Annotated in this window: 12 protein-coding genes and 1 pseudogene; 8 read left to right on the forward strand and 5 right to left on the reverse strand. The window is 60.8% G+C overall.

What is annotated here, in order from left to right; all coding sequences use genetic code 11:
- The first annotated feature begins 1 nt into the window (after position 1).
- Genes flhB through PLJ71_17760 form a run of 4 tightly spaced genes read left to right on the forward strand, consistent with a single transcriptional unit; the run spans position 2 to position 5,525 of the window.
- Positions 2 to 1,126 carry a flagellar biosynthesis protein FlhB gene (flhB, locus tag PLJ71_17745; protein ID HQM50536.1) on the forward strand — a complete coding sequence of 375 codons (1,125 nt, stop codon included), beginning with the start codon at positions 2 to 4 and terminating at the stop codon, positions 1,124 to 1,126.
- 20 nt (positions 1,127 to 1,146) lie between these two features.
- Positions 1,147 to 3,228, forward strand: coding sequence for a flagellar biosynthesis protein FlhA (flhA, locus tag PLJ71_17750; protein ID HQM50537.1), 2,082 nt, complete (start codon positions 1,147 to 1,149; stop codon positions 3,226 to 3,228).
- Positions 3,221 to 4,690, forward strand: a complete 1,470-nt coding sequence (gene flhF, locus PLJ71_17755; protein HQM50538.1) for a flagellar biosynthesis protein FlhF — start codon at positions 3,221 to 3,223, stop codon at positions 4,688 to 4,690. Before flhA ends, flhF begins: the two co-directional genes overlap by 8 nt.
- A complete protein-coding gene (locus PLJ71_17760; protein ID HQM50539.1) occupies positions 4,662 to 5,525 on the forward strand; it encodes a P-loop NTPase in 864 nt (287 codons plus the stop codon). The genes flhF and PLJ71_17760 overlap by 29 nt, the downstream gene beginning before the upstream one ends.
- Positions 5,526 to 5,579: 54 nt before the next feature.
- Here PLJ71_17760 and folD read toward each other — a convergent pair whose 3' ends face one another.
- The 3 genes from folD to PLJ71_17775 all read right to left on the reverse strand — a co-directional run bounded on the left by folD (position 5,580) and on the right by PLJ71_17775 (position 9,593).
- Positions 5,580 to 6,467 (reverse strand): bifunctional methylenetetrahydrofolate dehydrogenase/methenyltetrahydrofolate cyclohydrolase FolD, encoded by an 888-nt coding sequence (gene folD / locus PLJ71_17765; protein ID HQM50540.1) that lies wholly within the window; start codon positions 6,465 to 6,467, stop codon positions 5,580 to 5,582.
- Between the two features lie 96 nt (positions 6,468 to 6,563).
- Positions 6,564 to 8,261: a formate--tetrahydrofolate ligase gene (locus tag PLJ71_17770; GenBank protein ID HQM50541.1), complete on the reverse strand. Its 1,698-nt coding sequence runs from the start codon at positions 8,259 to 8,261 to the stop codon at positions 6,564 to 6,566.
- A 255-nt stretch (positions 8,262 to 8,516) separates the two neighbouring features.
- A complete protein-coding gene (locus PLJ71_17775) occupies positions 8,517 to 9,593 on the reverse strand; it encodes an exo-alpha-sialidase (protein ID HQM50542.1) in 1,077 nt (358 codons plus the stop codon).
- 218 nt (positions 9,594 to 9,811) lie between these two features.
- Between PLJ71_17775 and PLJ71_17780 the strand changes: the two are divergent.
- From PLJ71_17780 to ispG, 4 genes and pseudogenes are all read left to right on the forward strand, one after another.
- Positions 9,812 to 10,226: pseudogene (locus PLJ71_17780) on the forward strand (GxxExxY protein).
- Between the two features lie 127 nt (positions 10,227 to 10,353).
- Positions 10,354 to 10,707 (forward strand): 4a-hydroxytetrahydrobiopterin dehydratase, encoded by a 354-nt coding sequence (locus PLJ71_17785; GenBank protein ID HQM50543.1) that lies wholly within the window; start codon positions 10,354 to 10,356, stop codon positions 10,705 to 10,707.
- A gap of 20 nt (positions 10,708 to 10,727) precedes the next feature.
- On the forward strand, positions 10,728 to 11,159 hold the full coding sequence (locus tag PLJ71_17790; protein HQM50544.1) for a hypothetical protein: 432 nt from the start codon (positions 10,728 to 10,730) through the stop codon (positions 11,157 to 11,159).
- A gap of 128 nt (positions 11,160 to 11,287) precedes the next feature.
- The gene (ispG, locus tag PLJ71_17795) at positions 11,288 to 12,523 is read left to right on the forward strand and encodes a flavodoxin-dependent (E)-4-hydroxy-3-methylbut-2-enyl-diphosphate synthase (GenBank protein HQM50545.1); all 1,236 of its coding nucleotides are present in this window, start codon (positions 11,288 to 11,290) and stop codon (positions 12,521 to 12,523) included.
- 100 nt (positions 12,524 to 12,623) lie between these two features.
- Here ispG and PLJ71_17800 read toward each other — a convergent pair whose 3' ends face one another.
- Complete coding sequence (locus tag PLJ71_17800; GenBank protein ID HQM50546.1) at positions 12,624 to 13,634, reverse strand: uroporphyrinogen decarboxylase family protein; 1,011 nt, start codon at positions 13,632 to 13,634, stop codon at positions 12,624 to 12,626.
- A gap of 26 nt (positions 13,635 to 13,660) precedes the next feature.
- Positions 13,661 to 15,097 (reverse strand): histidine--tRNA ligase, encoded by a 1,437-nt coding sequence (gene hisS, locus PLJ71_17805; protein ID HQM50547.1) that lies wholly within the window; start codon positions 15,095 to 15,097, stop codon positions 13,661 to 13,663.
- Positions 15,098 to 15,179 lie beyond the last annotated feature (82 nt).

The following is a 15,179-nucleotide window of genomic DNA, read 5'->3' on the forward strand; positions in this document are numbered from 1 at the left end:
CATGCCCGAGCAAACCGGAGGCGAAAAAGTTCTTCCCCCGTCCGCGCGCAAGATTACGAAGGCGCGCGAGGAAGGGAGGGTGGCGCGCAGCCAGGATCTGAGTTCCGCGTGGTCGCTGTTCGTCGCGCTGCTGGCGCTGTACTTCCTTGGTTCGGGCATCGCGGCCGGGATGGTGTCGGTAACGCGCCATTACTTCGGCGAGACCACTACGCTCGTGAGAGAGCTCGATAATCCACAGTGGGTTGCGCTGGACGCATTGGCGCACATGGCCCGTTTCCTGCTTCCGTTCATGGTGATTCTGCTTGCAGGTGGTTTGGCCATGAACCTGCTGCAGGTGGGGTTTCTGTTTGCTCCGGCGGCTCTGAAGCCCAACTTGGAGAAACTGAACCCGTTCACGGGATTCCAGAAGTTTTTCAATGTGCGTTCGCTTGTAGAGCTGGCCAAATCGGTCTTCAAACTGGCGGCCATCAGCCTCATCGTTTATGCGACGTTTCGCAGCCGCTGGCAGGACATTCTGTCGTGGCCCGGCCTTACGCCGGTCGGGATTGTGAGCGCTATGGCGTCGCTGATCGGGCTGGTGTGGCTTCGCGTGGTGCTGGCTATGCTGGTGCTGGGCATTCTCGACTACGGGTATCAGCGTTGGCAATACCTGCAAGAACTGCGCATGACTGTGCAGGAGGCGCGCGAAGAAGCCAGGGAAATCGAAGGCGACCCCCGCATACGGCAACGTATCCGGCACATCCAGCGGCAGATGGCCATGCAGCGAATGATGCGTGAGGTGCCAAAAGCGGACGTTGTCGTGACGAACCCCGTTCGTTTTGCCGTCGCGCTGCGGTACAACGCACGCGAGATGGAAGTGCCGGTGGTTACGGCGAAAGGCGCGCGGCTGTTGGCGGAACGCATTCGGGAGATCGCCATGGAGCACAACGTGCCCATCGTGCAGAAGCCTGAACTGGCCCGAATGCTGTATAGAACGATCGAGGTTGGCCAGCCGGTGCCCGAGAACCTCTTTGTTGCGGTTGCGGAGGTCTTGGCCTTTGTGTTCGAGATCGATCGGCGCGCCGAGAAAATCAGAGAACGGGCCGGAATCCTGAACGTGTTCCGGCGGCAGCGGGCAGCAAGCTAGGAAAGGAACGGAATCGTTAGATGGCGGTAGTGCCGCAAGAGATGGGGCAGACGCGGTGGTCGTTCGCCCGCAACCAGGATATCATCCTGGCTGTTGCGGTGATGGGCGTTCTCGCTGTGCTGGTGATCCCTATCCCCACGCCGTTGCTCGACATGCTCCTTGCCATAAATATTTCCCTCTCGGTAGTTGTGTTGTTGACCGCAATCTACCTGCAGCACCCGGTCGATTTTGCCGTGTTCCCGTCGCTGCTGCTGATGCTGACGCTGTTCCGCCTGAGTCTGAACGTGGCAGCGACACGCCTGATTCTCAGCCAGGCCAACGCGGGCGCGATCATCAACGCATTCGGGAGTTTCGTAACCAGCGGCAGCTACATCGTCGGGATGATCATCTTCGTCATCCTGATCGTCATTCAGCTGGTGGTGATCACGCGGGGCGCCACGCGCATCTCGGAGGTCGCGGCCCGTTTCACGCTGGACGCCATGCCCGGCAAGCAAATGGGGGTGGACGCAGACCTGAACGCCGGGCTGATCACGGAAGACCAGGCCCGGTCCCGCCGCCGCCGCATCGAGCAGGAAGCCGATTTCTACGGGGCCATGGACGGCGCCACGAAGTTTGTGCGCGGCGACGCCATCGCCGGGGTGATTATCACACTGGTCAATATCATTGGGGGGCTGATCATCGGGGTCTTGATGCAGGGCTACACACTGTCCGAGGCGGCCCAAATCTATACCCAGCTCACGGTGGGCGACGGGCTGGTCTCGCAGATTCCCGCGTTGATCGTATCCATGGCGGCCGGTCTCATCGTTACGCGAACAGCGACTCAGGAGAACCTGGGAGTGGATATAGGAGCGCAGCTGGGGGCCTATCCCCGGGCGCTCGGTATCGCCGCCGGCCTCCTGGTGCTGTTTGCAGTCGTGCCCGGCATGCCCACGATTCCCTTCATGGTGGTAGGCGTCGTACTGGCGATTCTGTCGTATCAGACCCGGAAAGCCATTTTCCGGAGAGCGGCGCTCAAGGAAGCTCGCGAGCTGGCGAAAGAGGAACCCGGTCCGGAAAAAGCGCCTGAGCGCGCGGAACATCTCCTGCCCGTCGACCCGCTGAAAATCGAGTTGGGATACGGGCTGATCGCGTTGGCTGATCCGAAACAGGGAGGCGACCTTCTCAACCGCATTCAGATCATCCGCCAGCAGATGGCCACGAGGATGGGTTTCATTGTGCCGGTCGTGCGAATTGTTGATAACATGAGGCTGCGGCCCAACGAATACCGCGTCAAGCTCCGGGAAGCCGAGATCGCGCGCTATGAGATGGTCCCGGACCATTTCCTGGCCATGAATCCGGGGATCGTCGAGGAGGAAATCACCGGGATCCCGACGACCGAGCCGGCCTTTGGCCTCCAGGCGGTGTGGGTGAGCGCCGAGAACCGCGACCGCGCCGAGCGCATGGGGTATACCATCGTCGAGCCGTCGGCCGTGCTGGCGACGCACCTGACCGAACTGATCACGGCGCACGCCCCCGAGTTGTTGTCGCGGCAGGACGTGCAGAACCTCGTAAACGTGGTGCGCGAGTCGGCCAGCACGGTGGTCGAGGAACTGGTCCCCACCATCCTCACGCTGGGCGAGATCCAGAAAGTGCTGCAAAACCTGCTTCGCGAACGGGTGTCGATCCGCAATCTCGAGACGATACTTGAGGTCCTGGCAGATTTTGGCCCGCGAACGCGCGACGCGGAAGTGTTGACCGAATACGCGCGGCAAGCCCTTGCGCGGCAAATCTGCGCGGAGTTTGCAGACGAGCAGAACGCGCTGCATCTGGTCACGCTGGCGCCCGAGTTGGAGCGGGAAATTCTCGAGGCGGTCCGGCGGTCGGAAACGGGCGAATACATACCGCTTGCGCCCGCGCGGGCGGACGAGATCGCGCGGAATACGGTGCGGGCGGTTCAGCCACTTGTTTTGAGCGGGCAAGACCCGATCGTGCTGACGTCGGCATCGGTCCGGCGTTATTTCCGTCGTATTGTGGAACGGTTTCTGCCGCGTATCGTCGTGCTTTCGTACAACGAGATCGACCCGGCTGTGCGGCTCGATAGCGAAGGGCAAGTGAATGGATAAAGAAACGCAGGGTTTTCACAAATTCAGAGCCCCCACGTTCGAAGAGGCGTTGCGGCAGGTTCGGTCGATATTGGGGGAATCGGCGGTCGTGCTGCGCACCACGCAGGTGAAGGAGGGCGGGCTCTTCGGCTTTTTCGGAGAGCCTCTGATTGAACTGACCGTGGCCGGCGCTCCAGCGGCAACCCCTGAACCGGGCGGGCGAATCGAGCTGCATTCCCGGCCGCCCAGCCCTGTCGAGCGGCGCTACAAGGCCCATTCTCCGATGGGTTCGGACCAGCGCGTGCGGGATACCGTCGAGTTCTGCCGCGAACTGGTCAACAAGACTCAATCGCGTGCTGAGGCGCGGCGAGAACGCCCGGACGCGCCTGTTCGCCGCCCCGTGACACTCGACACTGCCGCGCGCAGCGAACCATCTGTGCGGCACACGAAATTGGCTGATGGTTTCCGGTTCAAACGGGAGGAACAACCCCGGCCGGAGCGTCGAACGCCGTCCGCGTTGACTTCCGAGGGCAACGCCGCCATCGCGCCGTCCCGCTTCACCCGGCTGCACGGAAAACCGTCTGGAACAAATGGTGATACCGCGCGCGACGACGTGCGGGAACTGTTGCGGGTGTTGGAGGGCGGTTCTTCAAGTGCGGGGTTGCCGACCGAGTTGGCGCCCCACTACCGGCGTCTCATCGAAGCGGGTGTCTCGCCCGGCCTGGCTGCGTCGTTGCTCGGGGCGACTGTCAAAGGATGTAACGTAGGGGTCCTTCGCGACGAGCGCGTGCTCCGAGAGCGGTTGCGTCTGGAGCTGCGCCTGCGGGTGGCCGTCAAGGGCGGGATTTCGGTCGGCCGGGACGGTTGCGCGGTGGTCGCGCTCGCGGGCCCGACAGGAGTCGGGAAGACCACTACCCTCGCGAAGCTGGCGGCCCAATTTGCCGTGAGGGAGCGGCATCAGGTAGCCTTTGTGACCGCGGACACGTACAGAGTGGCTGCTCCGGATCAGTTGCGCGTGTATGCCGACATTATCGGACTTCGCATGAAGGTCGTGAACGAGCCCGCGGAAATGCGCGCGGCGATCAAGGAGCTTCGCGGGTACGACCTGGTGTTGATCGATACTGCGGGGAGCAGTCCGTTCAACTGCGGGCAATTGGACGAGTTGCAGCGTATGATGGAGGCCGCCGAGCCGTCCGAGATTCTGCTTGCGGCCGCCGCGAACACGCCGCTGGACGATTTGCGGCACATTTGGGAGAATTTCGGAAGGATCGGGCCGACGTCTCTCGTGTTTACAAAGATTGATGAAACCCGGCGGTTTGGGGCAATGTATTCGGTGGCCATGGAGACCGGGTTGCCGTTGAGTTACCTCAGTGTCGGGCAGAACGTGCCTGATGATATTGTGTTGGCGGAACCCGCGATGGTGGCAAACCTCGTACTGGAAGGCAGGGACCGAAGTGGCAGATCAAGCAGAACAGCTTCGTGAATATGTTCGGGGCAGCAAGCAGCAGGCGCGCGTTTTGGCGGTTACCAGCGGCAAGGGGGGCGTTGGAAAGACGGGCACCAGCGTGAATCTCGCTATCGCGTTGGCCATGCGCAAGAAGGAAGTCGTGGTACTGGACGCCGATCTTGGACTGGCGAACGTCGAGGTGCTGCTGGGGCTGAACTCGCTGTACAACCTGCAACACGTGATCCACGGCGAGCGTTCGATGCTCGAGGTGCTGGTGGAGGGGCCCGGGGGCATCAAGATCATTCCGGGCAGTTCCGGCATCGCCAAACTTGCCGACTTGGGCCCGAACGCGCGGCAGCGGATTATTGACGGGTTGCAGGGCCTCCAGGAACATGCGGATTTCATAATTGTCGACACGATGGCGGGGATCAGTCAAAATGCCGCCGGTTTTGCCGCCGCCGCGGACGAGATCCTGCTCGTGGTCACCCCGGAACCATCGTCCATCGTCGATGCGTACGCCATGATCAAGACCATTCGAATGATGCGCCCTGACGCCGTGTTCAGGTTGATTGTCAACATGGCGACAAACGACCAGCAGGGGCGGGCCGTCGCAGGAAAGCTGATAACGGTGTCCCAGCAGTACCTCGGTCACAAACTGCATTATCTGGGATATGTCCCGCGCGACCCGCATGTGTCGCATGGGGTCATGCAGGCGGTGCCTTTTATGGTGAAGTATCCGGCGGCTCCGGCAAGCAAAGCTATCGAGACGTTGGCCGACCGCGTCATCAGTCAGCGAGAGGCGGCTTCCAGCGGCGGGATAGGCTTCTTCCGCCGCTTCGCCGAAACGCTCGGCCTGGCCAGCAACGGGTGATACAAAGCCGGCTGCCGTGTCCGTGCGCGGAAAGACGCATCTTCCCGGCAAAGGTTATTCTGCAGCACGTTTGGCCGCGAGCACGGCATTCTTCATGAGCATCGCGATGGTCATGGGACCCACCCCGCCGGGCACGGGCGTAATGGCGCGGGCTTTCCTGCATGCCGCTTTGAAATCGACGTCGCCAACAAGCCGGTAGCCTTTGGGGCTGGCCGCATCTTCGACGCGGTTCACGCCGACGTCAATCACGACGGCGCCATCTTTGATCATGTGCCCCTTGATGAATTCGGGCACGCCCATGGCCGCAACGAGGATATCGGCCTGCTTGGTGATGGAAGCGAGTTTCCTGGTTCGTGAATGGCAGATGGTCACCGTCGCGTTGGCTCCCTTGGCTTTCTGAATAAGCAGCGCCGCGAGGGGTTTGCCCACGATATTCGAGCGTCCCACGATGACCACGTGTTTGCCTTCGGGACTATTCCCCGTGCGGTTCAACAATTCCTGGCATCCATGAGGCGTACAGGGCATCATGGCCGGCTCGCCGATCAGCAGCTTACCCACGTTTACGGGGTGGAACCCGTCAGCATCTTTTTCCGGGTCGATCGCGGTGACGACCTTGTTTTCGTCCATGTGTTTGGGAAGCGGCGACTGAACCAGGAATGCGTGCACTTTCGGGTCTTCGTTGAGCTTGCGGACCAGATTGAGGACGCGGCGTTCGGTGGCGTTTGCGGGCAGTTGGTGCACGAACGAGTTCATGCCCAGTTCCTCGCACGCGCGCGCTTTTCCGCGGACGTAGACGTGACTGGCGGGGTCGTCGCCGACGATCACCACGGCTAACCCCGGGGTGATACCCTTTTTCTTCAGCGCGTCCACTTCCGTTTTGACTTCGGCGCGGATCTGAGCGGCGATCTTCTTCCCATCAATGAGCTTCGCGGTCTTGGGCATGATTTCTTCTCCTTGAGCCTTATGGCCGGAAAGCCGGGGCAGACACGTCTTCACGTCGTTACGGGTGCGTCAATCCCTGTTTTCCGGCACAACGAATCAAAACAATCCGGCGATCTTTCCCCTGTCGTCGATGTCCACGCGGGTAGCTCCCGGAATGGAGGGCAACCCCGGCATCATAATGATGTCTCCGCAGTAAGGAATGATGAAGCCCGCTCCCGCCGCCAACCGGACTTGCCGCACCGGTACGCGGAATCCCGTGGGACGCCCTTTGAGCGCCGGATTGTGGGAAAGCGACAGTTGCGTTTTTGCCACGCACAGGGGCAGATGGCCGAACCCATTGTCCGTGATCCACGCGATATCCTTCTCCGCGGCAGGTTCATAATCCACCCCGTCGGCGCCATACATTGTCGTTGCGACCGCGTCGAGCTTCTCCTTGATACCTGCGCCGGCCGGGTAGAGGTAGCGGAGGTCCGCGTCTCCGGACTCGGCGGCTTCGACGACTTTTTCGGCCAGTTCGAGGCCTCCTTCACCACCGTGCGCGTGGACATCGCTGACGGCAACCGACCGTGCGCCTGCTTCGAGTGCGGCGTCTCCCACCAGTTGGATCTCCGCCGCGGTATCCGTCGGAAACCGGTTGATGGCGACCACGCAGGGCACGCCGAACACGGCCACGTTCTCGATTTGCTTGGCCAGGTTGCCCGCGCCCCGGCGGATGGCGTCAAGGTTCTCCTCGCGCAATCCCGGATCGAAGGGTTTTCCGGGGCGGATGGTGAAATCGCCGCTGTGCATCTTCAGTGCGCGAATGGTCGCGACCACCACCATCGCGTCCGGTTTCAGCCCGCTGTACCGGCACTTGATGTTGACAAATTTCTCGGCCCCCATGTCGACGCCGAAGCCGCTCTCGGTCACGACGTAGTCGCTGAGTTTCAGTGCGAGGCGGTCGGCAATGATCGAGCTGTTGCCGTGCGCGATGTTGGCGAACGGTCCCGTATGCACGAGCACGGGGGTGTTCTCCGTGGTTTGCATGAGGGTAGGCATGAGGGCTTCTCGCAGGAGAACGGTCATGGCCCCTGCCGCCTGCAAATCGTCGGCCGTCAAGGGGGCGCCGCTATTGTCCTGGCCGATAACGACGCTGCCGATGCGTTTCCGCAAATCGCGCAGCCCATCGGTGAGGGCAAGGAGAGCCATCAATTCGCTGGCCACCGTGATGTCGAAACCGGACTCGCGCGGTACGCCGTTAGATTTGCCGCCCAGCCCGATCACGATATTGCGCAGGGCGCGGTCAGACACGTCGACCACGCGGCGCCACGTCACGGCATAGGGGTTGATTCCGAGGGCGTTACCCTGGTGCAGGTGGTTGTCGATCATCGCGGCCAGGAGGTTGTGCGCGATCTCGACCGCGTGGATGTCGCCGGTCAGATGAAGATTGAATTCCTCCATGGGGACAACCTGTGCGCGGCCGCCACCCGCGGCGCCGCCCTTGATTCCGAAGGTGGGACCCATGGAAGGTTGGCGAAGACAGGCAAACGAGCGCTTACCGAGCTTGTTAAGAGCCAGGCTCAGGCCGATCGTCGTGACCGTCTTGCCTTCGCCCAGAGGAGTAGGGGTGATGGCCGTAACGTCGATGTACTTGCCGTTGGGCTTGTGGCTGAGCCGTTCGATAGCCCCGAGGTGCACCTTGGCCTTGTAGTGGCCGTAAGGCTCGAGTTCGTCATCCTGAATGCCCCACGCTGCCGCAAAGTCGCCGATACGTTTCAGCGGCGTTGCTTGTGCAATTTCCAGGTCGCTTAACACGATCCAGGCGCTCCTCGTGCGCGTCACTTCCGTAAAGAAAGGGAGAGTTTGATGTTCCGTGGCGTACGAATGCCCCCGGTCAACGGCGCGTATGATAGCCGAGCCCTCAAAAACCGTCAAATCTGCGCCGAATTTGCTTCACGAATTCCCGGCTTCTGAAGTGACCGCAGGAAGGGAGCCCTCTCCCTTCCCTCTCCTCGGGGAGAGGGTAGGGGGCCGGACATGCCGGCCGGGGGGGTGAATCGCATCCAAAAGTCAGGACTGCCATTCGTGGTCGAGTATCGCTTTCTCGTCGAAGACCGCGTGCATGATTGTGGTGCGGTTGTTGGTGGTGTAGATGATATGGATTTTTTCGTCGTCGGTCTGGATGGCGTAGGGATAAGCGAACGTATTGTCGCCGCCGGCAATGTCGCGCCGGTAGGGGTATGTCTTATCGTTATCGGTGGAGATGGCCACGGTCAAGGGCGACCGCTGATTCATGGAGTCGTTATACGTCAGCAGGAGATGCCCGTTCTTGAGGCGAAGGAAATCGACTGCCGCGTTAGGATTGGGGAATTCGGTGTCTTTGGCGTCGCTCCAGGTTAATCCGCCGTCATGTGATTCGCTTCTGAGGATGTAACCGGTTTCGTCGGGTTCGAAGCCCCCGCCCCGGCGGATGTAGCAGACGAGGTATTGGTCGTCGAGTTGCTCGACTTGGGGCTGCAGGTTGCCCCGCTCGGACTTGATGCGGTTCGTTTCAGTCCACGTTTTGGTCTCGTGGTTATAGCGCATGAAGAAGCTCGAGGTCGTGGGAGCGGTACGTTCCCGGTCTTCGCCGGTCTCGTAGTACATGGGCAACAAGAAGTCGCCGTTCTTGAGGAGTTCGGGACGCCCCCGCACCATGGTTCCTTCTTCGAAAGTCAGCATGAAGGAGTCCGACCATGTCTGGGCGCCGTCGGTCGAGATTTTTCCCTTCACGCGGGCGTTGCTCCAGGTTTCGCCGTACCGGTTGACGTAGAAGAGCCAGACCACCCCGCCGGGGCCTTGCCAGACGACAGGGTTGCCCTCGCCGCGGTCCGGCGTATCAGCGATGACCGCGGGCGGCGACCACCATGGTTCCCCTTTCTTTTGGCGCATGCCGTAGACCGCGGTATCGTCGCCGTATTCGTCCGAGCCGCCATAGTACGCAAGAAAGAGGTCTCCGTTGTCTAACTGAGTGATTGAGGCGGGGTGTTTGTAAATGCCCGGGATCTCTGATCCGCATACGCGGTAGATCTCGATGTTTTGCTCTTGTGCGGCGGCTGTGACGATAGGCACAAGAATCAGCGCTATAGCGTGAATGATTCTCAGCATGTTCTGCTTCCTCCGGTGGCGCCTGATGCGAAACACGTGTTCTCTAATGGTGCCTCTGATTGCGTGGCATGTCAACTGGTGTCGGCCCGCCCCAATCGCCGGATAAGAAAGCCCTCGCTGGAGGGACCTTATTGTCTCCATAAAGACAGGAATAAACTCACACGGAGACACAGGGAACACGAAGATGGAATCCTCCGAAACAAAATGAGGTAGGAAGCATCATTGTGGATTGCGCGGTGGCGCTTCAGCGAGAGACGGGTCCCGGGCCGTTGGAAACAGTGCACGAAGGTGTTCTTGCGCAGGATTTGGAGGCCCGGGGTCTGCGCGCAGCACGGCAAATTCCCATCCCCATCGAGCTTCGCGGGCTCCGGTTCGATAAAGGGTTTCGTGTAAACCTCATCGTGGAGGATAACCGTTCTTGTGGAACTCAAATCCGCGGAGAAGGTCGCAAAGGCGCACCGTAAACCGGTGTTGACCTATCTGCGGTTGATGGGTGTCAGACTCGGCTATTTACTCAACTTCGGCGAGGCGCTGATGAGGGACGGCATTCCCCGCATCATAAACGCAGACATTGAGCAGATTTCGCTTCGGCGGGCGCTCCATTTCCTCCGCGTCCTTTGTGCCTCTGTGTGAGTTTCCCCAATCGTCGTGTTATTCGGCGATTTGGGGGCTAGGCGAAAATGCTTGAGGGAATATACACCTCTTCGCCGGTGTCTATGGTTACAGGGTTTTGTGTCAAAGGCTGGAAGGATATGACATCATGCCGGAAGAACTTGAGGGATTGGCGGCGCAGGAATGCAAACCGTGCAAGGGCGAGGTGCCAGCCCTGGAAAGCCGTCAACTTGAAGCTTTGATGCGCAAACTCGACGGGGACTGGCGCCTTGTCGGAGAGCACCATCTTGAGCGGGAGTATGGGTTCGAAGGATTTGCCCCCGCTGTGGACTTCACAAACGAGGTGGCCCGCATCGCCCGGGCTCAGGGCCATCATCCCGACATCCTGTTAACGTATGGCAAGGTCAAGGTAACGGTGTGGACCCACAAGGCCGGCGGCCTCACCCTGAACGATTTCATCCTGGCGGCCAAGATCGAGAAAGCGTTCCAAAACGGCGCGTAACAAACGCGTGAAGATAGACCATGCCCTGCAACGACATCAGCGAACGCGTCGAGGTTGTCTTCGATGCCGATGACCGGCTGGCCTCGTATGTCCTTCATAAACGCGCCTGCGGGCGTGCTGTGGGCGCTGAGTCGTTTCTTGATTCCATGCTGACGGGCAGAACCTTGGACGAGATCGCGGACACGAGTCCGGAGGAACTGCTCGAATACTGCCGGCCTCAAAGCGATGCGGAGGCCTTCCTTGCACTCAAACACTTGTTTGCCGTACAGGCTGCCTGCGCCGTACTGAGAGGTGCGGCGGCGGGCGGGCTCAACAATGCCTGTACCGCCGCGAGGATCGGGTTTGAAGACGGGCACACGCGCTTGACCGGGCTCATCCGGGTCACTGCGCTGCACGGAGCCATCGAAGCGTGCCGCCGCTGCAACCGCTGTCCCGCGGGAGAGGATGTCTAAGCGTCGCAAGCGCTCGCTTCTGCCTTCCCGATGCGCTATGATCGCGCGACCAGTGTGGTTACAGCCGGTTAAAATCAGCGCCCGGGACCGATCACGCGAGACGGGCGTTTTCGAGAGGATTATCATCTATGGCAGTGGCGAAACGGCGGGAAACCATCGGCGTCATGGTGGGCAATGTAAAGGTGGGCGGGGGCGCGCCGGTCGTCGTGCAGTCCATGACCAACACCGATACGGCCGACCCGCAATCTACCGCGAAACAAATCATGGAACTTGCCGACGCGGGTTCCGAGCTGGTCCGGGTCACCGTCAACGTTCCCAAAGCCGCGGAAGCTGTCGCCGAAATTGTCCGGCACATCCGAGATGCCGGATATACCACCCCGATTGTCGGCGATTTTCACTACAACGGCCACAAGCTGTTGGCACAGTGCCCCGAGTGCGCGAAAGCTCTGGACAAATACCGCATCAATCCCGGCAACACCGGCAAAGGGGCGAGCCGGGACGCCAATTTTGAGACTATCTGCAAGATTGCGGCCGATAACGGCAAGCCCGTGCGCATCGGGGTCAATATTGGCTCGCTGAACCCCGAACTGGTTATCCACAAGATGCAGGAGAACACCGACAAGCAGCTGGGCAAGCCTTCCGATGAGGTGATGAACGAGTGCATGATCCTCTCGGCTCTCGAGTCCACCCAACTCGCACTCGATGCCGGGCTGCGACATGATCAGATCGTCATTTCGTGCAAGACGTCTACGCCCGTATACCTCATCAACTTGTACCGTGAACTATCCTCGAAGACGGACCAGCCGCTACACCTTGGCCTGACCGAAGCCGGCATGGGGGCCAAAGGGCTCGTCTGGTCCGCCGCCGCGATGGCCCCACTCTTATGCGAGGGCATAGGCGACACGATTCGCGTGTCGCTCACGCCCCGTCCCGGGAGCGATCGGCGCGAGGAAGTCTACGCCTGCTGCGAACTACTTCAGGCGCTGGGACTCCGGTCGTTTGCGCCGAGCATTACATCATGCCCCGGCTGCGGACGAACCACCAGCACCACGTTCCAGGAACTCGCCGAGCAGACCGAGGCCTACGTCAAAAAACGCCTTCCCGAATGGCGAAAACGTTACAAAGGCATCGAAACCCTCAAGCTGGCGGTCATGGGATGTGTCGTCAACGGACCCGGCGAATCCAAGGCCGCCAACATCGGCATCAGCCTGCCCGGTTCGGGGGAAAGCCCCGTTTGCCCTGTATATGTGGACGGCGAGAAAGTCGCGGGACTCAAAGGCTCTCCCCAGGAATTGGCAAGCGGCTTCCGCGAGATTATTGACAAATACATCGAGACCCGGTTCGAACACCGCGAAAAATGCTAATTTCGGGGACACAATACTCAATTGGGAATTCGCGCGCACTATCTGCCATAAGTGTTTTGACCATTCATGGTCATAATTGAGTATTGTGTCCCCGAAATTCCTACTTCGTCTCACGCGCATATTCGCAGAGGGCGCGGAGGTTTTCGCGGGGGGTATCCCGCACGACCTCGCAGCCCGCGCTGACGATGAAGCGGGCGCCGGCTTCCCTGTGGCATCTCGCGATGGCCTCTCGGACGCTCTCGGGGCTCCCGTCGCGCAAGCAGCGCACAGGATCGAGGTTGCCCAGGATGACTTGGTCCGGACCCATCGCGGCACGGCCCTGGGCAGCGGGCGCCAGGAAGTCGAGATCGACGATGTCGCAGCCCAGCCGTCCCATCCCCTTCAGGATGGCGCGGGTATCGCCGCAGATGTGCAGCCGCACCTTGAGGCCCATGGCGTGAAGGCCGTCTACGAGGCGCTTCTCGGCGGGCCAGACGAATTCCTCGTAAATCTGTGGTCCTACCAGCGAAGCCGCGGCATCGCCCACACCCATCAGCTCGGCCCCGGCGTCTTTCTGTGCCTGCGCGAAAGCCAATTCCATCTCGATTATGAAATCAAAGAGGTCACGCACAAACTCAGGCCGCTCAAAGAAATCCATCATGATATGGTTGATTCCGCGCAAGTCGGCCGCTTCGGCGACGGGACCCTCGACCCAGCCTTCGACAATCCGTTCATTCCCCACGCGCTTTTTCAACAGCGCGACGCCTTTGACCCGGTCGTGCATGCGCCCGCCGCCCAGCGGGTCCGGTATCGAGAGCCTGGCGAGATCCTCCGGGCGCTGCAACAGGGCGTGGCTCTCGTCCACTGCCGGAGGCTGATCCTCGAACCACTCGATGGCCGCGCCACAATCGGCAGCTTCGCGCGCCGGGTCTGAAATGGCCGACACAAAATCAAACCCGAAGGCTTCGGCGACGCGGCTCTGGGCTTCCGCCAGCACGTCATGGTTTGAGGCATACTTGCCGTACTTCACCCCCATCAGGTCCGCCGCGAACATCATGGTGATTGGCATCAGCGGCAAGTGGTCGACTTCGCGCCCTTCGATCATCGCCAGCACACGTTCCCGGCCGGTCATATTCAAACCCTCCCGTGTTTCGCCGGCTATTCGTTTCCGAGCATCTCTCGAATGGTCGTGATCATCTCGCTCCGCGGAACCGTTACTTGCGCGGTTCTTCCCGCTTTACGGTAGGCGTCGTGGTCGGCGATGTCTTCGCGCTGATCCTTCCCCGCGAGGAGGTCCTTGATCGAGACCAGGCCCTTCGCCAGTTCGTCTTCACCCACGATGACGGCTACCGGAATCTGACAGCGATCAGCGTGGGCAAGCTGGTGTTTCATTCCGCGTTTGTTGCCGAAATAGACCTCGGCGCGCAGTCCGGCGTCGCGCAACTCTTTGGCGACCTTGAGCAGCTCGGCCTCGGCCACGCGCCCCACGAACGCCACCAGCACCTGGGACTGTGCTGAGATGCGCGGCGCTATCCCGAGGAACTCGAGGGCCGCCATGAGCCGGTCCAGGCCAAACGCAATCCCCGCGCAGGCAATGCTGCGTTCGAGGAACCGCGATACCAGTCCGTCGTAACGCCCGCCGCCGCCCACGGACCCGAACCGGCCTTCCGCGATGGCGATTTCATAGACCGGGCCGGTGTAGTAATCAAGTCCTCGGGCGAGACTTGGCGCGAACCGGGCCTGCGCCACGGGCACGCCCAAGGCGTCGAGGCACGCCGCCAGTTGGGTCATCTCTTCGAGGGACTGGGTTGATCGCTCGCTGACCGGCAGAGCCTCGCGCATCTTCTCCACTACCTCCGCGCGCGAATCTCCTTTGATGGCAATAAACGACAGGATGGCGTCGATGGTCTTGTCGTCCAGGTGCGCGCCCGGGATGGGATCCCCCGAATCATCAATACGCCCCTTGCCCAGCTCCAGCCGGATATTGTCTACGCCCACCTTGTCGAGCTTGTCGATCACCCGCAGGACATGCTTTCCCTTGGCCCCATCCCTGATTCCGCACCCCTCGAGCAACGCGTCAATCAGCTTGCGGTTGTTGACCAGCACGCAGAAATCGCTAGCCCCGAGTCTCACCATGATCTCGCAAACGACGGCGATGATTTCGGCATCCACGGCGACGGAATCCGAGCCCGCCGCGTCGATATCGATCTGGGTGAACTCGCGAAAACGCCCGGGCCCCGGACGGTCGCCGCGCCACACGGGCCCGATTGCGTACCTGCGGAACGGCGCCTTCAATTTGTCGGGATATTGAGCCATCATGCGCGCGAACGGGACGGTCTGGTCGAAACGCATGGCGACGGGTTCGCCCTCGGGCGTCTCGAGGCGGAAGAGCTCCTTATTGGTCTCTTCACCGCCGGTTCCGAGCAACGTTTCGAGATACTCGAGAGCAGGCGTCTGCAGCGGCACGAAACCGTACTTGCGAAAGACGGACTCGCAAACATCGACCACGGCCTTTCGGGCCAGGACCTCTTCAGGCAGAAAATCCTGGAATCCTTTCAATATACGCGGTTCAATCAGCGGCTTGGCGTCTGGCATCGTACTCCCTCGCAGAACTTCGCGAAACTAATCTGAATAGGCCTTGAAGTCTACACGGAACGGCCGAATGCCTTCAAAATAT

The sequence above is a fragment of the Candidatus Hydrogenedentota bacterium genome (genome assembly GCA_035416745.1).
In the GTDB taxonomy this organism is placed as follows: Bacteria; Hydrogenedentota; Hydrogenedentia; order Hydrogenedentales; family SLHB01; genus UBA2224.